The organism is Microbacterium sp. cx-59, assembly GCF_020805625.1.
GTDB lineage: Bacteria > Actinomycetota > Actinomycetes > Actinomycetales > Microbacteriaceae > Microbacterium.
In genome coordinates this window covers 138,023-159,837 of sequence record NZ_JAJHGO010000001.1, presented here as the reverse complement: position 1 = coordinate 159,837, position 21,815 = coordinate 138,023, and the positions used below count along the sequence as shown (strand labels likewise).

23 protein-coding genes are annotated in these 21,815 nt (G+C 68.8%); 11 read left to right on the top strand and 12 right to left on the bottom strand.

Features of this window, described 5'->3' with window-relative positions:
- From LMI96_RS00705 to ychF, 6 genes are all read right to left on the bottom strand, one after another.
- On the bottom strand, positions 1-897 hold the full coding sequence (locus tag LMI96_RS00705) for a DUF817 domain-containing protein (protein ID WP_228360121.1): 897 nt from the start codon (positions 895-897) through the stop codon (positions 1-3).
- Positions 898-974: 77 nt separating this feature from the next.
- On the bottom strand, positions 975-2,012 hold the full coding sequence (locus LMI96_RS00700) for a beta-propeller fold lactonase family protein (RefSeq protein ID WP_228360120.1): 1,038 nt from the start codon (positions 2,010-2,012) through the stop codon (positions 975-977).
- A 71-nt stretch (positions 2,013-2,083) separates the two neighbouring features.
- The gene (locus LMI96_RS00695; RefSeq protein ID WP_223720690.1) at positions 2,084-2,743 is read right to left on the bottom strand and encodes an alpha/beta fold hydrolase; all 660 of its coding nucleotides are present in this window, start codon (positions 2,741-2,743) and stop codon (positions 2,084-2,086) included.
- A 585-nt stretch (positions 2,744-3,328) separates the two neighbouring features.
- Complete coding sequence (locus LMI96_RS00690) at positions 3,329-3,829, bottom strand: hypothetical protein (protein ID WP_223720689.1); 501 nt, start codon at positions 3,827-3,829, stop codon at positions 3,329-3,331.
- A gap of 153 nt (positions 3,830-3,982) precedes the next feature.
- A complete protein-coding gene (locus LMI96_RS00685) occupies positions 3,983-5,299 on the bottom strand; it encodes a hypothetical protein (RefSeq protein WP_228360119.1) in 1,317 nt (438 codons plus the stop codon).
- A gap of 465 nt (positions 5,300-5,764) precedes the next feature.
- Entirely contained in the window at positions 5,765-6,838 is a 1,074-nt protein-coding gene (gene ychF / locus LMI96_RS00680) for a redox-regulated ATPase YchF (protein WP_228360118.1), read from the bottom strand.
- Positions 6,839-7,164: 326 nt separating this feature from the next.
- Here ychF and LMI96_RS00675 point away from each other — a divergent pair, with 326 nt between their 5' ends.
- Positions 7,165-7,761, top strand: a complete 597-nt coding sequence (locus tag LMI96_RS00675) for an exonuclease domain-containing protein (protein ID WP_223720683.1) — start codon at positions 7,165-7,167, stop codon at positions 7,759-7,761.
- A 32-nt stretch (positions 7,762-7,793) separates the two neighbouring features.
- On the top strand, positions 7,794-9,149 hold the full coding sequence (gene rmuC, locus LMI96_RS00670) for a DNA recombination protein RmuC (protein WP_228360117.1): 1,356 nt from the start codon (positions 7,794-7,796) through the stop codon (positions 9,147-9,149).
- Between the two features lie 24 nt (positions 9,150-9,173).
- On the opposite strand, the gene LMI96_RS00665 is transcribed toward rmuC, so the two are convergent.
- Positions 9,174-9,326 carry a hypothetical protein gene (locus LMI96_RS00665; protein ID WP_223720681.1) on the bottom strand — a complete coding sequence of 51 codons (153 nt, stop codon included), beginning with the start codon at positions 9,324-9,326 and terminating at the stop codon, positions 9,174-9,176.
- Positions 9,323-9,535 (bottom strand): hypothetical protein, encoded by a 213-nt coding sequence (locus tag LMI96_RS00660; protein ID WP_223720680.1) that lies wholly within the window; start codon positions 9,533-9,535, stop codon positions 9,323-9,325. Before LMI96_RS00660 ends, LMI96_RS00665 begins: the two co-directional genes overlap by 4 nt.
- Before the next feature lie 154 nt (positions 9,536-9,689).
- Between LMI96_RS00660 and LMI96_RS00655 the strand changes: the two genes are divergently transcribed.
- Complete coding sequence (locus tag LMI96_RS00655) at positions 9,690-10,667, top strand: NAD-dependent epimerase/dehydratase family protein (protein WP_228360116.1); 978 nt, start codon at positions 9,690-9,692, stop codon at positions 10,665-10,667.
- 86 nt (positions 10,668-10,753) lie between these two features.
- Here LMI96_RS00655 and LMI96_RS00650 read toward each other — a convergent pair whose 3' ends face one another.
- Positions 10,754-10,972: a UDP-N-acetylmuramyl pentapeptide phosphotransferase gene (locus LMI96_RS00650; RefSeq protein ID WP_223720678.1), complete on the bottom strand. Its 219-nt coding sequence runs from the start codon at positions 10,970-10,972 to the stop codon at positions 10,754-10,756.
- Positions 10,973-11,084: 112 nt separating this feature from the next.
- Positions 11,085-12,074: a class II fructose-bisphosphatase gene (gene glpX / locus LMI96_RS00645; protein ID WP_223720677.1), complete on the bottom strand. Its 990-nt coding sequence runs from the start codon at positions 12,072-12,074 to the stop codon at positions 11,085-11,087.
- A 214-nt stretch (positions 12,075-12,288) separates the two neighbouring features.
- Between glpX and fbaA the strand changes: the two genes are divergently transcribed.
- On the top strand, positions 12,289-13,317 hold the full coding sequence (gene fbaA / locus LMI96_RS00640) for a class II fructose-bisphosphate aldolase (RefSeq protein ID WP_223720676.1): 1,029 nt from the start codon (positions 12,289-12,291) through the stop codon (positions 13,315-13,317).
- A 97-nt stretch (positions 13,318-13,414) separates the two neighbouring features.
- Here fbaA and LMI96_RS00635 read toward each other — a convergent pair whose 3' ends face one another.
- Positions 13,415-14,011 (bottom strand): DUF6264 family protein, encoded by a 597-nt coding sequence (locus LMI96_RS00635; protein ID WP_228360115.1) that lies wholly within the window; start codon positions 14,009-14,011, stop codon positions 13,415-13,417.
- Entirely contained in the window at positions 14,008-15,069 is a 1,062-nt protein-coding gene (locus LMI96_RS00630) for a 4-hydroxy-3-methylbut-2-enyl diphosphate reductase (RefSeq protein ID WP_223720674.1), read from the bottom strand. Before LMI96_RS00630 ends, LMI96_RS00635 begins: the two co-directional genes overlap by 4 nt.
- Before the next feature lie 57 nt (positions 15,070-15,126).
- Between LMI96_RS00630 and xseA the strand changes: the two genes are divergently transcribed.
- From xseA to LMI96_RS00595, 7 genes are all read left to right on the top strand, one after another.
- On the top strand, positions 15,127-16,428 hold the full coding sequence (gene xseA / locus LMI96_RS00625; protein ID WP_228360114.1) for an exodeoxyribonuclease VII large subunit: 1,302 nt from the start codon (positions 15,127-15,129) through the stop codon (positions 16,426-16,428).
- 10 nt (positions 16,429-16,438) lie between these two features.
- Complete coding sequence (locus LMI96_RS00620) at positions 16,439-16,672, top strand: exodeoxyribonuclease VII small subunit (protein WP_223720672.1); 234 nt, start codon at positions 16,439-16,441, stop codon at positions 16,670-16,672.
- The gene (locus LMI96_RS00615) at positions 16,672-17,310 is read left to right on the top strand and encodes a DUF4245 family protein (RefSeq protein WP_228360113.1); all 639 of its coding nucleotides are present in this window, start codon (positions 16,672-16,674) and stop codon (positions 17,308-17,310) included. Before LMI96_RS00620 ends, LMI96_RS00615 begins: the two co-directional genes overlap by 1 nt.
- Before the next feature lie 38 nt (positions 17,311-17,348).
- Positions 17,349-17,957, top strand: coding sequence for a carbonic anhydrase (locus LMI96_RS00610; protein WP_223720873.1), 609 nt, complete (start codon positions 17,349-17,351; stop codon positions 17,955-17,957).
- Between the two features lie 38 nt (positions 17,958-17,995).
- Entirely contained in the window at positions 17,996-19,390 is a 1,395-nt protein-coding gene (locus LMI96_RS00605) for an aspartate ammonia-lyase (RefSeq protein ID WP_223720670.1), read from the top strand.
- 74 nt (positions 19,391-19,464) lie between these two features.
- Complete coding sequence (locus LMI96_RS00600; protein ID WP_223720669.1) at positions 19,465-20,886, top strand: cell wall metabolism sensor histidine kinase WalK; 1,422 nt, start codon at positions 19,465-19,467, stop codon at positions 20,884-20,886.
- Entirely contained in the window at positions 20,883-21,539 is a 657-nt protein-coding gene (locus LMI96_RS00595) for a response regulator transcription factor (RefSeq protein ID WP_223720668.1), read from the top strand. The genes LMI96_RS00600 and LMI96_RS00595 overlap by 4 nt, the downstream gene beginning before the upstream one ends.
- The last annotated feature ends 276 nt before the right edge of the window (positions 21,540-21,815 follow it).

Genomic DNA, 21,815 nt, shown 5'->3' with positions numbered 1-21,815 from the left:
TCACCGGCGGGCGGGTCCGCGCACCACCCCGCGCACACGGGTGGCGGCCGGGCGCGGGGCGCGCGGCGGATACACGAGGGTGACCAGCACGACCGACACGATCATGAGCAAGAACCACGAACTCAGCTTCGACAGCGACACGGGCTCCCACCCGTCCACCTGGTTCGGATACAGCCAGGCACCGGCCCAGGTGCTGATGTTCTCGGCGAGGTAGATGACGGCCGCGACCCCCGCGAACACCACCAGGAGCGGCAGGCGCAGGCGCGCGCGCCACACTCGCGCGTGCAGAACCGTGGGCAGCCAGAGGGCGACGACGGCGACCATCAGCACCCAGCGGGCATCCCACCAGAAGTGATGCAGGAAGAAGTTCGCGTAGATCGCGGCCGCGACGATCACGGTCGCCCAGACCGGCGGATACCGCCGGAACCGGATGTCGAAGAGCCGGTACACGCGCACCATGTACGACCCGACGGCGGCGTACATGAACCCGCTGAACAGCGGCACTCCGGCGATCCGCAGCACCCCGCCGGCGTCGTACATCCACGATCCCGCGTCGGTCTTGAAGATCTCCATCGCCGTCCCTGTGATGTGGAACGCCACGATCACCCAGAGCTCGCGGCGGTTCTCCAGGCCCGCCGCGATCATGCCGATCTGGATCAGCACGGCGGCGATCGTCAGGGCATCGTTCCGGGCGAGCGGGGCCGCATCCGGATACCAGAGGCGGACGGCGAGGATCACGGCGAGCAGCAGGGCCCCGAACACGCAGGCCCACGCCTGCTTCGCGAAGAAGACGCCGATCTCGACGAGCGCGCCCCGCCAGCCGGTGCTCGGGGCGCGGCGCAGGATGCGGTGGGCCCGATCGTCGAGGCGTCGTTCGAGGCGCGTGGGCTTCTGCACCCCGCGAGGCTAGGGCGCGCGGCTGAATGACCGGTGTGGTCCGGTCAGGTCCGGCGCCCCGTCAAGTCCGGCGCACGTCAGACGAACCGCACCCAGCTCGCGGTGCGGCCGGTCTCGGCCTGACCCTGCAGGTCGAGGTCGTCGCCGTGCACGGCGTACAGCGAGACGGTCGTGGACTGCTCGCCCGCGGCGACCAGATACGCGCCGTCCGCGCTGATGTGGAACCCGCGCGGCTGCGGCTCGGTGTCGACGAACCGGGTGGGCGCGGTGAGAGAACCGTCCTCGGCGACGAGGACGGCGCCGAGCGTGCTCTCGGAGCGCTCGGAGGCCCAGAGTCGTTTTCCGTCATCGGCGAGGTGCAGATCGGCTCCCCAGATGAGGTGCTCCGCCCGCGGGTCGGCGCCGAAGCGGCTGCGCGTGAGGCCGCGCGTCGGGTCGAACGCGTCCGCAGCACCCTGGAGGGTCAGCGCGCCGGTCGCGGTGTCGCGCGTGTAGTGCAACACCTCGGCCGAGAACTCCGTCAGCACGTAGACCGCGTCCTGGGCCGCGTTCAGCACCAGGTGGCGCGGGCCGCTGCCGGCCGGCGCCGCGACCGTCGGGGGGTCGAGCGGCGTGAGGGTCGCGTCATCCGCCAGCGCGTACTGGGCGATCAGATCGGCGCCGAGGGAGACGAAGTAGGCATTCTGCCCGTCGGCGCTCGGCAGCACCGAGTGCAGGTTCGGGAACTCGATGCGGGAGGCCGGCTCGCCGACCACGCCGTCGACGATGGGAGCGCTGATACCGAAGCCGCCGCCGTACGAGGCGCCGAGCAGCACCGTTCCGTCGTGCGACAGGCTGAGGTAGTTCATGCCGCCGCCCACCAGGTCGAGGCGCGAGATCTGCTCGAGCGCGCCGCTCGCGCGGTCGAGACGAAGCGTGACGATGCCGGGCGACTCTTCTTTCGTACGTCCCTTGACGCCCGCGTAGACCAGGCCCCGCGCGGAATCGACGGCGAACGTCGACGTTCCGGTCAGTCCTTCGGTGAGCGCGATGCGCTCGAGCGCGCCGTCGGAGAATCGGAAGGTGCTGATGCTGCCATCACCGGAGTTGGCCACGAGGACGAGAGATTCGGTCATCTCTCGATCGTATGCACTCCGAACGGGGGTCAGCCGAATCCGCCGTCACCGAGGGTCGTTCGAGATGAGGGTCAGTCCCAGTCGAGGTAGTCCTCGATGGCCCAGGACGTCGCGCCGACGTGGGTCGCGGGGAAGAGATGCCCGCCGCCCTCGACCGCGACGACGCTGACGAGGCCGGGCGCCGCGGCGCGCAGCAGCTCGCCGTTCGCCGTCGGAGTGATGGTGTCCTCCGTGCCCTGGATGATGAGCACGGGCACGCCATCGGCGAGCGCCGACAGTTCACCGGTCGCTTCGCGCGCCGCGCGCTGCATGGCCTCGAGGTCTTTGTCGCGGGCGACGTCGGTGCCGTCATCCGGACCGTCCGACCCCGCGGTGCCCTCGACGCCGAGCAACAACACGCCGTTGACGCGGTCGTGATGGTCGATCGCCACGAAGCGCGCGACCGTGCCGCCGAAGGCGTGTCCCCCGACCCACGCGTCGGCCACACCGAGGTGGTCGAGGACATCGACGACGTCCTGGGCGAGATCGTGCAGCGTGACGGCTGCATCCGTGGGTCGACGGGCACCGATCCGGATGAGGTGGAAGTCCTCCTGCGCCACCGAATGCGCGAGCGGGCCGAGGTAGCCGATGTTCAGGCCCTGCCCGGGAAGCAGCACGACCGCGGGCCCGTCGCCCTCCACCTCGAACGGGATGGCGCGGCCGTCGGGCTCGAAGATCTGGGAGTCCGGCATTCGTGCATCCTCTCGCGGGGGTGGGTGTCGACGTTCCAGCCTAACGTTCGCGCGCCGCGCGCCACCGTGTGCGGCGAGCCTCGCTCGCTTACTTCGGGCCGCCCCGTCCCGCGCTCGCGCGCGCCCGCGCCCGCTCCCGCGGGAAGGACGCGCTCACGTGTCGCAATCCGCCGGCGCGCGCGACCGATTCCGACACTTGAGGCACTCTCCCACACGCTCACGTGTCGCAATCCGCCGGCGCGCGCGACCGATTCAGACATCTGAGGCGCGCTCATGCACGCTCACCTACGCTCGCGTGTTGACGAGAGCGTCCACGCTCACGTGTCGCAATCCGTCGGTGCTCGCGACCGATTCCGACACTTGAGGCACTGTTATTCACGCTCACGTGTCGCAATCTGCTGCCGAACTCGACGCATCGCGCCACGTGAGCCCCGAGCGGGTCGGAGGCGGGCGTCCGCGCCGCCGGGGGGATCGACATTCCGGCCTTGTGGTCGCGCCGAGGGCCACGCTGCACGCGAGGGCCACTGTGCGTGGGGCCACGGTGCGCGAGGGCGACAGCGCGCGAGGGCCACGGTGCGCGGCGATCTAGCGACGGCCGCGGGCACCATCCGCCGCCGTCGCCCGCGGAGTCCCACGCTTCGCGTGACGGATGCGGCGACGCGTGAGCACGAAGGCGAACGACAGCACGATGAGGCACAGCCCATTGACCAGGATGGCGAGAGTCGTCGTGGGCGTGAGCACGCCGTCGTTTCGCACCCAGATCACGATGGGCGACACGATCGAGCTCGCGGCGAGCATCACTGTTCCTGCGGGGCCGAAGGGCAACTGGCCGCGCTGCACGATCAGTCCGATGCACACCACGACGAGCAGCAGCACGATGATCGCGGCGCAGATGACGACGAGCACTTCCGAGGCGTCGAGCGCGATCGATCGCCGCTTACCGATGCCGAGGCCGCAGAACAACATGACGAGCGATACGACGGCGACCGCGAACGCTGCGCCATCGAACACGCGGTCCGGCACGTTCGTGCGCGCCGGACGCCGGCGGCGCTGGCGCCACGGCTGGCCGTCGAACTCGGAACTCACACGTCGATCATGCCGCGTGCTGACGCTGAGAGCGTCAACGGGAGCAAAGCCGACCGCCGCACTCGACGGCGCAGCGAGTACGACTGGGCGTGAGAAACGAACTGGTGACAGGTTGAGTTGACACCGATTCGTTCCTCACGCCCATGTTTCGCTTCAGGTTGATCCGGTCTGCCGCTGAGATGGCGCCGGGCTCGCGGGGCCGCGATCGCCGCTTCGTTCGTCTTCCGACTGCGCCCGAACGCGAATGTCCACGGCGAACAGACTGACGCCGACCAAGAGAGCCGCGATGACAACGATCCATCCAATGGCCGTGGTCGAGATGAGCAGTCCGCTGCCGCATCGGTCAATTGCGGTGATGACCCATGCCGTCGCGTCGAGACTCCCCGAATCGATGTCCGTCGGCGCGGCACTGGTGCACGATGCGTCGTTGAACCCAGATCTCAGAGCAGCGGCGTCAATAACTGGTCGAAGGAGTCCACGGGGGCCGCCCAGCAAATGGCTTAGCGCGACGAGAACCACCACGAACAATCCTGGACACAGGACGCGCCGAAGCCAACTGTTCTTCGAATCTGGAAACAGGGACGCCGTCGCAACGATCAGACCGAACGCATAGCCTGCGACAGCCCCGGCGGCCGGAAAATCCAGCATCGAGCGCGGCGTGATCGTATTAAGTGCTGAGGTGCCCGCTGCCGGCCCCACGAGGCTCGGCACTGCAAGCCCCGCCAGCGGCACGAGCGAGGCCATCACGGCACCGACTGCGCCGCCGTATCCAATCCAAGTGGCGACGCGGCGCACATAAGAGCCGACCCCCAATGGCCGCTGTAGGACGTCGCCCCATCGAAGAAAGAGAAAGATCACGAAGCAGATTACGGCTGTGACGGTGAGGAGACAGCTGACCGCCAACATGTTGTAGCTGATTGCGGCGGAGAACGCCGCCGCCTGGATGTCACCATTCGCACCGGTCAAGCCCACAAACGACATGACGAACACGAAGACCAAGATGACTATGTACATCACCCCCAGGGCCCGGAGCATCGTGGGAACAGAGACGACATTTTCGAGGGTGTCGACCGTGATACGAACTTCCCGCCACCCGTCAGGCGCGGCGAGCGTCAAGAACCGTTTGGTCGTGGACTTTGTCTCGCGCCACGTCTTAGCGCAGCGATATCGCACGTTAGCGCACACTGTTGGAGAGCCTTGGTGCTCGGCCCGCTGGAGGAGTCCGCGTGTGACAGACGCCGTGATCATCGCGATGCACATCGCGATGAACGCCACGAGGAAGATCACCGACGCAGACATCAGAGCGATGAACATGATGCCTCCGGCGAGTGCCGCAGCCGCAAAGCTGATCTCTTTCGTGGCCGCGAGACCTCGAAGGTCGTCACGCGCGAACGCCGCTTTCAACTTCGTCATCGCGATCCAGGCGGCCCCTGCGAGGCACGGGATGGCAAGTAGCCACATAATGACCATGGGGACAATTGTTGCTGGGGCCCTGACATCCAGTCCACTCGCACGAACCACGCTCGATCATCTGACGGACGACCTCGAAGCCAAGCCCGTCGAGACGGCAGAACGTGGTGAAGTCAGGGGTCGCAAACATGGACTTGTGCAAGTCGAGGTCTTCCGACGGATGGTCCGTGTGAGAACTTACAGCCAGGAAGACTTCGACATCCCTCCGCGAACCAGCCTGCACCCCACGACCACACACTTAATTCCCGGCGGCACAACGCCCAGATGGTCCCAACAGTGCCAGCCGACATCGGGCCACCTAAAAATGCGCGCTGCCGGGCCCATGCCGTCGAGCGGCCGAGTCTCTACCGTTGAGCAGGATCCGGTCAAATCGCTAGCCGAGCGCATTCCTCGCGAGGTGCATCGTGATATTGAATCAGATCTCAACATTCTCAGCCTGATTAAAACCCCTGATCAGAGCAGAAATTACACATTGAAGCGGAACTCCACGACGTCGCCGTCCTGCATGACGTAGTCCTTGCCCTCGAGGCGCGCCTTACCCTTCGCGCGGGCCTCGGCGACCGATCCGGTCGCGACGAGGTCTCCGAACGAGATGACTTCGGCCTTGATGAAGCCCTTCTCGAAGTCGGTGTGAATCACGCCCGCCGCCTGCGGCGCCTTCCAGCCCTTGCCGATCGTCCACGCGCGCGCTTCCTTCGGACCGGCCGTGAGGTAGGTCTGCAGGCCCAGCGTGTCGAAGCCGATGCGGGCGAGCTGGTCGAGACCCGACTCGTCCTGGCCGGTCGACGCGAGCAGCTCTGCGGCGTCCTCCGGGTCGAGATCGATGAGCTCGGACTCGATCTTCGCGTCGAGGAACACGGCCTTGGCCGGTGCGACGAGCGCGGCGAGTTCCGCTTTGCGCGACGCATCCGTCAACACGGCCTCATCGACGTTGAACACGAAGATGAACGGCTTCGCGGTCAGCAGCCCGAGCTCGCGGATGGGTTCGAGGTCGATTCCGGATGCGGACAGGAGCACGCCGCGCTCGAGCGCATCCTTCGCGGCGACAGCGGCCTCGAGCACCGACGGGTCGAGCTTCTTGCCGCGCACCTCTTTCTCGTAGCGCGTGATGGCGCGCTCGAGGGTCTCGAGGTCGGCGAGCTGCAGCTCGGCGTTGATGGTCTCCATGTCGTTCTTCGGGTCGACCGCACCGTCGACATGCACGACGTCGGAGTCGGCGAAACCGCGCACGACCTGCGCGATCGCATCCGCCTCGCGGATGTTGGCGAGGAACTTATTGCCGAGCCCCTCCCCCTCGCTCGCGCCACGCACGATGCCCGCGATGTCGACGAACGACACGGCGGCGGGCAGGATGCGCTCGCTCGAGAAGATCTCCGCGAGAGTGTCGAGCCGCGGGTCCGGCAGGTTCACGACCCCGACGTTCGGCTCGATCGTCGCGAACGGATAGTTCGCCGCGAGCACTGAGTTCTTGGTCAGCGCATTGAAGAGCGTCGACTTGCCGACGTTGGGGAGACCGACGATTCCGATGGTAAGAGCCACGGGAGCCCAGTCTAGGCGGCGGGGGCGCCGCATCCGACTGCGCCCGCATCCGGAGGCCGCCCCGGGCCGGGACGCATGCTCGTGCCGTCACGAGATTCGGAGATGTCACCGGATACGGAGCGATCCGGCACCGATCCTCCGAATCTCGTCGCATCTCCGAATCTCGTGACACCTCGCACGCCCGACCGCGACACACCGCACCGCACCGCACCGCTCAGCACCGCTCAGCACCGCACCGCACGCGACCGCGACCCGTCGGCGACGGATGCGGACACCGCCCGGCGCGCCTCGCCCGCGTGCGGGGATGCCGCGGCGAGGGTGGACCCGTGGCCCTGGATTTCACCGCGATCGACTTCGAGACGGCGAATGCGTCCAGCGCTTCCGCCTGCAGCGTGGGCCTCGCGCGGGTGCGCGACGGCCGCATCGTCGCCACGGCCGGGTGGCTCATCCGGCCGCCGGCAGGGCACGACCGCTTCTTCGAGTTGAACATCGGCATCCACGGCATCCGTCCCGAGCACGTCAGGGGCGCGAAGAGCTGGAGCGACCAGCTCGACGACCTCGCCGCGTTCACGGGTTCGGACGTCCTCGTCGCCCACAACGCGGGTTTCGACATGGCTGTCCTCCGACGCGCCTGCGAGGCGACCGGCGACGAATGCCCGCCCTACCGCTACGCCTGCAGCGTGCAGGTGGCCCGCCGCACCTACGACCTGCCCTCGTACCGACTGCCGTTCGCGGCGGCCGAGGCCGGTTTCACCGACCTCGTGCACCACGATGCGACGTCGGATGCGGTCGCCTCCGCCCACATCATGATCGACGCCGCCCGACGTTGGGGTGCATCCGACATCACCGAGTTGGCAACTCTCGCGGGCGTACGAATCGCCGCGATCCCGGCGCCTGCTGCGGCCGCGGCCGTCGCCGCCTGACCGATGTCGGACCCCTGCACCACGCTAGGGACATGGACCTCTCACTCGTCGCCGTCGCGCTGATCTGCCTCGTCGCGGGCATCGCCCTCGGCTGGTTCGCCGCTCGATCTCGCGGTGAGTCCTCTCGGGCCGCACTGGGTGCGCGCGCGGCCGCTGCCGAGTCTGCGGCAGGTGCCGCACGGGCCGAGCTGGAGCGGCAGGGGCTTCTGTACCGCGAGTTCGTCGAACGCGATCGCGTGCAGCAGCAAGCGCGAGACGAACGCGATCGCCGGGAGCAGACCGTTCTGCAGGCGCTTTCTCCGGTTCGCGAGTCGCTCACGCACATGCGGCAGAAAGTCGACGAGCTCGAACGAGAACGGCACGCGCAGTTCGGTTCTCTCGCCGAGCAACTCCGCCGCGCGCAGCAGTCAGACGACGCGCTGCGCGCCACGACCGAATCGCTCTCCAGTGCACTGCGTTCGACCAGCGCGCGCGGTGTGTGGGGCGAGGCGCAACTGCGTCGTGTGGTGGAGGCTGCGGGACTCACCCGCCACGTCGACTTCGACCTGCAGTCTTCGATCTCCTCGGATGCGGGCGCCGGACGCCCCGACATGATCGTGCGGCTTCCGGGCGGCAAAGCGATCGCCGTCGACGCGAAGGTGCCCCTCGACGCGTATCTCGAAGCCAGCGCCATCCCCGATTCGGCGTCCGCCGACGATGCGGCACGGCGTCGGATGCTGCGCGACCGGCACGTGAAGGCGCTCCGCGCGCACATCGACGCACTCGCGAAGAAGCGCTACTGGGCCGGCCTCGACTCGAGCCCCGAGTTCGTGATCTGCTTCGTGCCGATCGAGTCGCTGCTCGCTTCTGCCCTCGAAGACGATCCGACGCTCCTCGATCACGCGTTCCGGCAGCGCGTCGCTCTCGCCTCTCCGGTGAACCTCTGGGCGGTGCTGCGCACCGTCGCCTACACATGGACCGAACAGGCAGTCTCCGATGACGCCCGCGAACTCTTCGCACTCGGCGCGCAGCTGTACGAGCGGCTCGGCGGGCTCACCGGGCACGTCGAAGAGTTGCGTCGCGGAATCCAGCGCACGGTCGACGGGTACAACAAGTTCGTCGGATCGCTGGAATCGCGAGTACTGGTCAGCGCCCGCCGCTTCCCCGGAATCGATGAGACGAAGCTCGATGCCCTCGCCGCACCGCCTGTCGTCGAGAACGTACCGCGGCGTCTGAGCGCTCCGGAGTTCGCCGAAGCACTCGACGCCGTGCGCGCCGCATCCGATTCGGCGCCGTCACCCGCGGAAGAAACAGCGCCGTCACCCGCGGAAGAAACGGCGCCGTCCCCCGCGGGGGGGAAGGCGCCGTCTGCCCCAGGGGCGCCGACCGCGGCCCACACCGAGCGATAACCCGCCGCGCCGCAGCCGGACGACTCAGTCGTCTTTATCGACGATCGCGTCCTCGGCGGCCTTCTCGGCCTCGGCGCCTTCTTCGGGTGATTCGGCTCCGGTGGAGTCCGCGCCGCTGGCCTCGTCGGCGTCGTGATCCGTGCCGGCGTCGCCGGGGGCGTTGTTCGCGCCGCTCACTTTTTCGCCGCCCGCTTCTCGGATTCCTTCTCGATGCGCTTCACGACCTGTTTCTGCACCCGTCGACGCACCTTCTGCACCCGCGGGTCCTGCCACACCGTGCGCGCCACGACGAGGGTCGTGCCGATACGACCGACCGGGGTCTTCTTCAGCACCAGCAGCGCGAGACCTGCTCCGCCCGCCAGCGCGATCTTCTTCGGAGTCGACATACCTGGTCCTTCCGTCCGTAAGTGGATGACCCCCATCCCACGCCAACATCCGGCCGGATACCCGCCCCTTGCGTCATTCCACGGCGTGTGCCGTTCTGTTCGCCCGCCGCGGACGAACGCGCGACCAGCAGCGCCCGCGCCCAGGATGAGTTCCATGAAGCTCCTCGTTCTCGGCGGCACCGCATGGCTCGGACGCACCACGGCGCAGCACGCGATACGTGCCGGCCACGACGTGACCTGCGCGGCGCGCGGAACCGACGTCCCGGCCGGCGCTCGACGGGTGCACATCGACCGCGACCTCACCGACGCACTCGCGCCGCTCCTCGACGAGTCCTGGGACGCCGTCATCGACGTCGCCCGCGAACCCGGACACGTCCGCCGGGCCACGCGGCACCTCGCCGACCGCGCCGCGCACTTTGTCTTCGTCTCCACGTGCAACGTCTACGCCGATCAGTCGGCGATCGGAGCCGACGAGGATGCAGAACTCCTCGCCCCGCTGCCCGCCGACGAGATGGCCTCGCCCGAGGACTACGGCGCCGCCAAAGTCGCCGGCGAAGACGCCGTCCAGGCCGCGTTCGCGGGCCGCCACTCGATCGTTCGCGCGGGCCTCATCGGCGGCCCGGGCGATCCCACGGGCCGTTCCACGTACTGGCCGCGACGTTTCGCGCGCCCCGCAACCGACGACGACGCCGTGCTGGTGCCGGATGCTGCGGATCTCCCGACCGCGATCATCGATGTCCGCGACCTCGCGGGGTGGCTCGTGCACCTCGCCGAGCGGCGCATCGTCGGAGCCTTCAACGCCGGCGGCGAGCCGCATCCGTTCCCGCATCACATCGACGTCGCGCGCGGTGTCAGCGGTCATACCGGGCCGCTGATCTCGCGGGATGGCGAGTGGCTCGTCGCGCGAGGCGTTGCCGAGTGGGCCGGCCCGCGTTCGCTGCCACTGTGGTTACGCGACCACGACTGGTACGGGATGAACGCGCGCTCGTCGGCGCGCGCCATGGCTGCGGGTCTCGTTCGACGCCCGCTCGCAGAAACCCTCGCCGACGTGCGGGACGGCGAGATCACGGCGGGCGCCGGGTTGACCGACGACGAACAGCGCGAGCTGCTGGCGCTGCGCCCAGCGCACTGATGCTCAGGCCCTGCGCCCGACGAACTGCAGGTCCTGCGCCCGACGAACAGCTCGAGCTGCTGGCGCTGCGCCCCGCGCACTGATGCTCAGGCGCCGCCGGGAACGAAGCTGAGAAGGGCGAGAACGATTCCCGAGAAGCCGACGAAGGCGCCGATCGACCACCAGGCGCTCGCCTGGTGTCCTTCTTCGCGGCGCACGCGGAACAACACGTCGGGGCGTCGCGCGGGGTCGTTCGATACGACCGCATCCGCCACGACGGCGAGGGCGCCGGTGGGCGGGTTCGCACCGCTGACAGGTGCAGTCATGGTTCGTCCCTTCGTCTTCGCCCCCGCGCCGACCATGTGAAATCGGCGCCGAGGCGCAGACCCATTCTGCCAGAGGGTGCCGCTCGCGCTCAGCGGCACGCCCTCGGCAGGGTCAGAGCCACTTCGACGTCAGGTGCTCAGAAGCGATCCGACGCAGCGTGCCCGACTTGCCGCGCAGCACAACGCTCTCGGTGTAGATGAAGTCGCCCTCGCGGCGCACACCGGCGACCAGCTGGCCATCGGTGACTCCGGTGGCGACGAAGATCGTGTTGTCGCCCTTGACCAGATCGTCGGCCTCGTAGACGTTGTCGTCGAATTTGAGACCGGCGTCGAGTCCGCGCTGGCGTTCGTCGTCATTCCGGGGCGCGAGGCGCCCCTGGATGTGGCCGCCGAGCGCCTTGATGGCGCACGCGGTGACGATTCCCTCGGGGCTTCCGCCGATGCCGACGCACATGTCGGTGCGCGCGTTGTGCCGCGCCGCGTTGATCCCGCCGGCGACGTCGCCGTCGCTCATCAGCCGGGTGCCGGCACCGGTCTCGCGGATCTCTTCGATCAGCCGCTCGTGCCGGGGGCGGTGCAGCACCGACACGACGAGCTCGTCGACGGGCTTTCCGAGGGCTTTCGCAAGCAGGCGGATGTTCTCGCCGATGGGCAGGCGGATGTCGACGACGCCGACACCGGCGGGGCCGGTGACCAACTTGTCCATGTAGAAGACGCTCGAGGCATCGAGCATGGCGCCGTGATCGGCGACCGCGATGACCGAGAGGGCGTTGTTCCGCCCGGTCGCCGCCAGCGACGTTCCGTCGATCGGGTCGACGGCGATGTCGCACTGCGGGCCGCGGCCCGTGCCGACATGCTCGCCGTTGAAGAGCATGGGTGCGTTGTCTTTCTCACCCTCGCCGATCACGATGACGCCGTCGAAGGCGACGGTCGACAGGAACGCCCGCATCGCGTCGACCGCGGCTCCATCCGCCGCCTCTTTCGCGCCGCGCCCGAGGAAGGGAACCGACCGGATGGCCGCCGCCTCGGTGGCGCGCACGAGTTCCAGCGCGAGGTTGCGGTCGGGATGCAGCGGACTCATGTCGGCCGTAATACTCACCATGCGCTCAGCCTAGCCAGCGTGCCCCACGACACTCGGGATGGGCAGGCGCTCACAGCGGAAGGAAAGCGCATTCTTATCCGCCCGGCATTTCCGACGGCGATTGCTCGGCCACGGCAGCGCCGGATGCGGAGTTGTTCCGGCCGCCGCGCCGGACTGTTCGGGGCCGCTTCGCTAGAGTTGCGGGTGAACCGACGCATAAACGCAAGGAGCTGTCATGCCCGTCGCCACCCCAGATCAGTATGCCGAGATGCTGGACCGCGCCAAGTCCGGCGGATTCGCATACCCGGCCATCAACGCCGCCAGCTCGCAGTCGATCAACGCCATCCTGCAGGGCCTGACCGAGGCCGGCTCCGACGGCATCATCCAGGTCACCACCGGCGGCGCGGATTACTTCGCCGGCCAGTCGGTCAAGGCCCGCTCGACCGGCGCCCTGGCTTTCGCGAAGTTCGCCACCGAGGTGGCCAAGAGCTACCCGATCACGGTCGCGCTGCACACCGACCACTGCCCCAAGCCCGCGCTCGACGACTTCCTCCTGCCGCTCGTCGCGGCGTCCGAGGAGCAGGTGAAGGCCGGCGGCGAGCCGATCTTCCAGTCGCACATGTGGGACGGCTCGGCTGTGCCGCTCGATGAGAACATCGAGATCGCGGCGGAGCTGCTGCCCCGCCTCCATGCGATCAACGCGATCCTCGAGGTCGAAATCGGCGTCGTCGGCGGCGAAGAGGACGGCGTGCAGCACGAAGGCTCGAACGAAGCCCTCTACACGACCGTCGCTGACGTCACGAAGGCCGTCGAAGCCCTCGGGCTCGGCGACAAGGGTCGCTACATCTCGGCGCTCACCTTCGGCAACGTGCACGGCGTGTACAAGCCCGGCGGTGTGAAGCTCCGCCCCGAGCTGCTCGGCGAGATCCAAGAGGGCATCGCCGCCAAGTTCGGCACCGGCCCCAACCCGCTCGACCTCGTCTTCCACGGCGGCAGCGGCTCGACCCCCGAAGAGATCGCCCTGGCGGTGCGCAACGGTGTCGTGAAGATGAACATCGACACCGACACGCAGTACGCGTTCACCCGCTCGGTCGCGGGCTTCATGTTCGAGAACTACGCCGGCGTCCTCAAGGTCGACGGCGAGGTGGGCAACAAGAAGGCCTACGACCCGCGCGCCTGGGGCAAGGTCGCCGAGAAGGCCATGGCCGCTCGCGTCGTCGAGGCCACGCAGCAGCTCGGCTCCTACGGCAAGAGCCAGTCCTGATCTGACGCACGAAGCCCCGACCCGCGAGGGTCGGGGCTTCGTCGTTTGCGCAGACGTCGCGCAGCGGATGCCGCATCCGCCGGCCGTGACGGGTGGTTCAGCCCATGAGCCCGTTCTGGAGGGCCGTCCAGACGACGGGGTCGGCCGCGAGTGGAGCGATCAGCAGAACCGCCGAGATCATGTTGACGACGAATCCACCGACCAACGGGATCCAGAACGAGATCCGCGCCGCCCGCAGATTGATCCAGGTCAGCGCGAAGGTGCCGAGCCAGCCGATGCCGAGCACGAGGGCGGCGGCGAGTCCCCAGCCGCGTGCGCCCGCCGGATCCGACAGCGCCTCGTCGACTCCGAAGACCCCGAGGAACGTCGAGGCGAACTGCGAGTAGTCGGCTGCGGCGGGGATTGCGCCGAGCACGGAGAACAGGCCGTAGCCGAGCAGCGCGAACGTGAGGATGCGGTCGAAGAAGCGAGGGCGGCTAGCCGCCGACGCGCCCGGTGCCGCGGGGCCGGGCGTCGTCGGTGCCGCGGGAGTCACCGGCGGCCGCGGAGCCGCCGCGGCGACCGCCGGGCTCTGCCCGTTCTCGAGCGCGGTCGTCACTTCGGGGCGACGGATGCGGGCGGCCTGCTCCTCGGGCGTCGCGTACTCGCCGTACGCGGGCCGAGGACGCTCGGCGGGCGTCGCCGGATCGGTCACGAGCGGGCTCCCTCGGCGGGCGCGCGTCCGCCGCGACGCTCGCCGGTGTGCTCGCGCAGCTCTTTGGGCAGCGAGAAGATGAGGTCTTCCTCGGCCGTGCGTACTTCTTCGACGTCCCGATAGCCGGCGCCGGCGAGGTCTTCGAGCACCTGCTGCACGAGGACGTCGGGGACGGATGCTCCGCTCGTCACGCCGACCGTCTCCACACCCTCGAGCCACTCCTGGCGCACCTCGTCTGCGTAGTCGACCCGGTACGCCGCCTTGGCGCCGTACTCGAGAGCGACCTCGACGAGCCGCACACTGTTGGACGAGTTCGCCGAACCGACGACGATGACGAGATCCGTGCCGACGGCGACCTTCTTGATCGCCACCTGGCGGTTCTGCGTCGCGTAGCAGATGTCATCCGACGGCGGATCCTGCAGCTGCGGGAACCGGGCGCGCAGGCGCCGCACGGTCTCCATCGTCTCGTCGACCGACAGCGTCGTCTGCGAGAGCCACACGACCTTCGACGGGTCGCGCACCTCGATGACGTCGGCATCCGCCGGCGAGTTCACGACGGTCACGTGATCGGGGGCCTCCCCCGCCGTGCCTTCGACCTCTTCGTGTCCGTGGTGGCCGATCAGCAGGATCTCGAAATCGTCGCGCGCGAAGCGCACGGCCTCGCGGTGCACCTTCGTCACGAGCGGGCAGGTCGCATCGATGGCCTGGAGTCCGCGGTCGGATGCCGCGGAGACGACGGCCGGCGAGACGCCGTGCGCACTGAACACGACGTGCGCTCCCGGTGGGACCTCGTCGACCTCTTCGACGAACACCGCGCCGCGGGACTCGAGCTCGGCCACGACGTGCACGTTGTGCACGATCTGCTTGCGCACGTAGACGGGGGCGCCGTACCGTTCGAGCGCCTTCTCGACCGCGACGACCGCGCGGTCGACGCCGGCGCAGTACCCGCGGGGGGCGGCGAGCAGAACCCGCTTGTGTCCGGGCACCGGGATATCCTGAAGGCGGCCACGGCGCCCCGGAATGCGGGGCACGGGCAGGTGCACGGCGGGTGAACTCACTCCTCGAGTCTATGGGCGCCGCCTGGGCACCGGCCGAAGCACGCACGAGGAGCACGTATGACGCGGTTCGCACCGGATCCGATTCCCGGGCAGGCTCCCTCCCCCAACTCCGTGCATCCGCGCGAAGCGACCAAAGACGCCCCGACGTCCGTCGCCCGCTTCAACGAGACCATCCGCGCGTTCATCTCCGGATGGGGATCGGTGTGGGTCGAGGGCGAGATCACGTCGTGGAACGTGCGCGGCGGAAACGTGTACGGCCGCCTGAAAGACCTCGAGGCCGACTCGAGCGTCAGCTTCCGGTTGTGGTCGTCGACGCTGCAGCGTCTGCCCGACGATCTGAAGGTGGGCGACCGGGTCATCGCGAGCGTCAAAGCCGACTACTTCGTCAAGACCGGCGACTTCAGCGTTCTCGTCGCGACGATGCGACACACGGGCCTCGGCGACCAGCTGGAGAAGCTGGAGAAGCTGCGCGCGACGCTCCGAGCCGAGGGGCTCTTCTCCGCCGCCCGGAAGAAGCCGCTGCCGTTCCTTCCGCAGGTCGTGGGTCTCATCACGGGCGAGCGATCGGATGCGGAGAAAGACGTGCACCGCAATGCCGAGCTCCGCTGGCCCCAGGTGGCGTTCCGCACGGTGCACGCCGCCGTGCAGGGCGACCGCTGCGTGCCCGAGACGATCGCCGCCCTCCAGCAGCTGGACGCCGACCCCGAGGTCGATGTCATCATCATCGCCCGCGGCGGCGGCGACCCGCAGCACCTGCTCGGCTTCAGCGACGAACGTCTGCTGCGCGCCGTCGCTGCCGCCACGACGCCGGTGGTCTCGGCGATCGGCCACGAGAACGACCATCCACTGCTCGATGACGTCGCCGACCTCCGCGCGTCGACGCCGACGGATGCGGCCAAGCGCGTCGTGCCCGATGTGAACGAGCAGCGGGCCCTGGTGCGCCAGCTGCGGTCGCGACTCGGGTCCCGCCTGGCGCTTCGCATCTCGCACGACATCGCCCAGCTCGAACAGCTGCGCTCCCGCCCGGTGCTCCGCGCTCCGGAGGGGGCGATCGAGCGCCGTGCGCACGAGGTCGAGCTGCTCGCCGGGCGGGGCCGCAGCATCCTGGACCGGCGCACCACCCGCGGCGCGCGCGAGGTGACGGAGCTCCGTGCATCGCTGCGCGCACTGTCGCCGGGGGCGACACTCGCACGCGGCTACGCGATCGCCCATGTGCCGGGCGGCGTCATCGTGCGCGACGCCGCGCAGGCACCCGATGGCACCGAGGTGGTCGTCACCGTGGGGCGCGGCTCGTTCGCGGCTCGATCGGCCGGCGAGATCGCCGAAACGGCGTCCGGCGAACGTCCGACGCCCGCCTAGAATGGGAGCCATGTCCGTCCCGGAGGAGAGCGCCGTCGCCGACGTCTCGACCCTCTCGTTCGAGCAGGCCCGCGACGAACTGGTCACGGTCGTCGCCGAACTCGAGCAGGGCGCGCCGACTCTCGAACACTCGCTCGCCCTGTGGGAACGGGGCGAGGCCCTCGCCGCACGCTGCGAGGAATGGCTGCTCGGCGCGAAGCGGCGCCTCGACGCGGCACGAAATGTCGCCGAGGGCGACGCCTGATGGCACGTTCCGACCGGGTGGTCGCAGAGCTCGGTCGTCCCGAGACACCCGATGAGACCGCGGCGCGCAAGGCCGAGTCATCTCGCATCTACCGGTCCAGCCAGACCTTCCGGAACCTCATCGCCGCCCTGATCGCGACGCTCGTCGTGGTCGCCGTGGTCTTCTTCGGCGTGCCGCGCGGCACGCCGGTCGCGCCGGTCGCGATCGATGTGGCCGAGGTCGCGCAGCGCATCTCCGCCGCCTACGAGCGTCCCGTCATCGTCCCCGACGTTCCCGACGACTGGAGTGTCAACGCCGCGCAGCTCGAGGGCGACGACGTGTCGGCCTTCACGATCGTCTACGCGTTCGGCGACACGAACGGTCTGCGCGTCGCGCAGGCCTTCGACCCCGACCCCGCGTGGGCCTCGCGCACGCTCTCCGGTGAGACGCCGGACGGCACCGACACGATCGACGGCATCACCTGGGACCGCTACGAGATCAGCAACCCGTCGCGCGCGGGCAACATCTCCCTCGCCCTCGCGACGAGCGCCGGTTCCGATCAGATCCTGATCTACGGCAACACGGATGCCGACACCGCCGCATCCGTCGCGTCGTCCCTCACCGACCAGATCACCGCACTGCGCGAGGAGTCACCGTGACCGAGAACAACCCGAGCCCGCGCCAGGTCTGGACCGAGATGCTCGAGGGCAACGCGCGCTTCGTCGCCGGAACCCCGCGGCACCCGCGCCAGGACGTCGACCGTCGTCATGAGCTCGCCGGCGGGCAGCGCCCCCGCGCGGCGCTGTTCGGCTGCTCGGACTCGCGGCTCGCCGCCGAGATCATCTTCGACGAAGGACTCGGCGACCTGTTCGTCGTGCGAAACGCCGGGCAGGTCATGTCGGACTCGGTCGTCGGCAGCCTCGAGTACGCCGTCGAGGTGCTCGGCACCCCGTTGATCGTCGTGCTCGGTCACGACGAGTGCGGCGCCGTCCGTGCCGCGATCGACAGCACGTCCCCGGACGCCCCCGCCCTTCCCGCGCGCATCTGGCGCCAGATCGCGCCGATCGTGCCGGCCGTCCGCCGCGTGCAGGTCACCGGCGGCACCAACGCCCTGACGGTGAACGCCGAGCAGGTCGGCCGCGAACACCTCCGCGATACCGTGAACGAACTGCTGCATTCGTCCGAGCTCATCAGCGCGGCCGTCGCCGAGGGTCGCCTCGCGATCGTCGCGGTCAACTACCGGCTCGCCGAAGGCGAAGCCGTGCCGGACTTCATCGTCGGCGCCGCAGACGACGCGGCCGCCTGACCCACCATCCACCGCAGAAACGTCAGAGGAGACACCACGTGGCTGAGATCGAGTACCGCATCGAGCACGACACGATGGGAGAGGTGCGGGTTCCCGCATCCGCCCTCTACGGAGCGCAGACGCAGCGTGCGGTGGAGAACTTCCCGATCTCGGGCGACGTGCTCGCTCCGGCGCAGATCGTCGCTCTCGCGCGCATCAAGAAGGCCGCAGCTCACGCCAACAAGGCGCTCGGCACCCTCGACGCACGCATCGCCGACGCGATCGCACGCGCGGCCGATCGCATCATCGCCGGTGAGTACGCCGATCAGTTCCCGATCGACGTCTACCAGACCGGCAGCGGCACCTCGACGAACATGAACATGAACGAGGTGCTCGCGACTCTCGCGACCGCCGACCTCGGCGACACGGTGCACCCGAACGACCACGTCAACGCATCGCAGTCCTCGAACGACGTTTTCCCGACGTCGGTGCACATCGCCGCGACGCAGGAGCTCATCGACGATCTGATCCCCGCGCTCGACCACCTCGCGGTCGCCCTCGAAGCGAAGGCCGAGCTCTGGAAGGATGCGGTCAAGTCTGGTCGTACCCACCTGATGGACGCGACCCCGGTCACCCTCGGGCAGGAGTTCGGCGGCTACGCACGACAGATCCGACTCGGCATCGAGCGCGTGCAGTCCGTCCTCCCGCGCGTGGCCGAGGTGCCGCTCGGTGGCACCGCGGTCGGCACCGGCATCAACACGCCAAACGGCTTCCCGCAGCGCGTGCTCGAGCTGATCGTCGCCGAGACCGAGCTGCCGATCACCGAGGCGAAAGACCACTTCGAGGCGCAGGCCAACCGTGATGGTCTGGTCGAGGCCTCCGGTGCTCTCCGCACGATCGCCGTCTCGCTCACGAAGATCAACAACGATCTGCGCTGGATGGGCTCGGGCCCGAACACGGGTCTCGGCGAACTGCACATCCCCGACCTGCAGCCCGGGTCATCGATCATGCCCGGCAAGGTCAACCCCGTCGTGCCCGAGGCCACGCTCATGGTCTGCGCGCGCGTGATCGGCAACGACGCGACGATCGCGTGGGCCGGCGCATCCGGGTCGTTCGAACTGAACGTCGCAATCCCGGTCATGGGTACCGCGCTCCTCGAGTCGATCCGACTGCTCGCCAACACGGTTCGCGTGCTCGCCGACAAGACCATCACGGGCCTCGAGGCCAACCTCGAGCGGGCTGCGTCGTACGCGGGCATGTCGCCCTCGATCGTGACGCCGCTCAACAAGCTGATCGGCTACGAGGCCGCCGCGAAGATCGCCAAGCACGCGGTCGCCGAGGGCATCACCGTCCGCGAGGCGGTCGTCGATCTCGGCTACCTCGAACGCGGTGAACTCACCGCGGAGCAGCTCGACGAGAAGCTCGATCTGCTCTCCATGACGCACCCGGGCTAACCCGGTCGTCAGGCCCGCCCCGACCGCGCCATAATCGGATCGTGAGTCAATCGCCGAGAATGTTCTCGGCGCGCGTGAAGACACTGGGGGCAATCCTCGTCGTGGCGTGCGTCGGGCTGATCGTCGCGGGCGCCGTCACGTTCTCGATCCAGTATTCGCGCACGATGGACGACATCGATGAGCGGCTCGTCCAGAAGATCTCGGCGCTGCGTTCGGCACAGGGGTACGGCTCCACGAGCGCTTACGTCGAGAGCATCGTCTCGGGCTTCCTCACCGCCGAGAACGAGGGCGTGATCGGTCTACTGAGCGACGGTTCCGAGGTGAGTCCCTACGGCGGCAATGGGTTCGTCTCGATGGAGTCGACCGCGTTGCAGGATGCGGGGCGCGCGTCGATCGGCGGCGACGGCGCCGTGCTCGGCACCGTCCGCACCGAGCACGGCGACGTGCGGTACATCGCGCTTCCGGTGGAGGTGGCGGGCGACCCCACGCAGGCCGTTTATCTGCGGGCTGTGGCGCTCGATGTGGAACTGTCGCCGGTCGCCTCAGCCATCATGACCTACGTCATCGCCGCGGTCTTGGTCATGGCCGCCACCGGAGTCGCGAGCTGGTTCCTCACCGGGCGTTTGCTCTCCCCGATCCGCCAGATGCGGGAAGCGGCGGATGCGGTCTCCTTCGACGATCTCGGCACCCGCGTGCCCGAGAGCGGCGACCACGAATTCGCCGATCTGTCGCGCACGATGAACTCGATGCTCGACCGACTGGAGTCCTCGGTCAGCAGCCAGCGCCAGCTCCTCGACGACATCCGCCATGAGCTCAAGACCCCGATCACGATCGTGCGCGGGCACCTCGAGATGATGGACGTCGACGACCGCAGCGACGTCGTTAGCATCCGGGAACTCGGCATCTCGGAACTCGACCGGATGACGCGCCTCGTCGACGACATCGACCTGCTGTCGTCGGCGCAGGGCGATCAGTTCGAGATGCGTCCCATCGACGTCGGGATGCTGACCGACCGCATCGGCGAGTTGGCCTCCGCGATCCCCGGGCATCCGTTCACCATCACGGCCCGCGGGCGCGGGGTCGTCGTCGGGGATGCGGACCGCCTGACCCAGGCGTGGCTGCAGCTGGCCGACAACGCGGCGAAGTACACACCCACCAACTCCCCCATCGAGATCGGGAGTGATCTCGACGGGAACGAGGCGCGACTGTGGGTGCGCGACCACGGTGCGGGCATCCCGCCCGCTGCGCGGCGACGGATCTTCCAGCGATTCGCCCGGGTCGACACGAATCGCAGCATCGAGGGATCCGGGCTCGGCCTCGCGATCGTCGAGACGATCGCGCAGGCGCACCTCGGGTCGTGCGCCGTCACGGACACCCCCGGGGGCGGGGCGACCTTCACAATCCACGTTCCCACGGGTCAGCACAGCTCCGCATCCGTCATTCCCACACCCGTGCGCGCCGGCGACGTCGTGCTGCAGCGAGAGGCCACCACATGACACTCATCCTCATCGCGGAAGACGAGCCGAGGATCTCCTCTTTCGTCCGCCGCGGTCTCGAGTCGGCCGGATTCGCGGCCGAGGTGGTCGAGTCCGGTGACGACGCCCTGGACCGTGCCCTGTCGGGCGACGCCGACCTGCTGCTGCTCGACGTCGGCCTGCCCGGCCTCGACGGCTTCGAGGTGCTGCGGCATCTGCGCGGGCAGGGGTCGAACCTTCCGGTGATCATGCTGACCGCCCGCAGCAGCACCCGCGACACGGTGGATGGCCTCAACGCGGGCGCGAACGACTACGTGCCGAAGCCGTTCAAGTTCGACGAGTTGCTCGCCCGGGTGCGGTCTCGGCTGCGTGAGAACGTCGCCACCGGCAGCATCGCGATCGTGCACGGCGACGTCACGCTCGACGTCCTGTCGCGACGGGCGACCGTCACCGGCCGCGAGGTCGATCTGTCTGCCCGCGAGTTCGCTCTCGCCGAGCAGTTCCTCCGCCACCCCGGGCAGGTGCTCAGCCGAGAGCAGCTGCTCAGCCGCGTGTGGGGCCTGGATTTCGACCCGGGGTCGAACGTCGTCGACGTCTACGTGCGCTACCTGCGCGCCAAGTTCGGCCACGATCGCATCGCGACCGTCCGCGGCGCCGGGTATCGCTGGGAGTAAGCACCGCGGCCGGGAGACACCACCGCGAATTGCTGCCGCTGCACGCCCGCGGCGTCTTTCCGCGCGCACGAAGAAGCCCCCGGCGCTGGGGGACGCCGGGGGCTGTAGAGATACACGAGACCCGAACTCGCGATCGTCGCCACCTCACCGGGGGGAATCGGCGTCGACGTATCTCTCTTATCCGCCCGCGGAACTCGAGAATCCGAGGGGCGATGGATGACCTTGTCCTGTCATCCAAGGACTCCATGGTGACCCGGCCAGGTGAGAGCGAGAGGA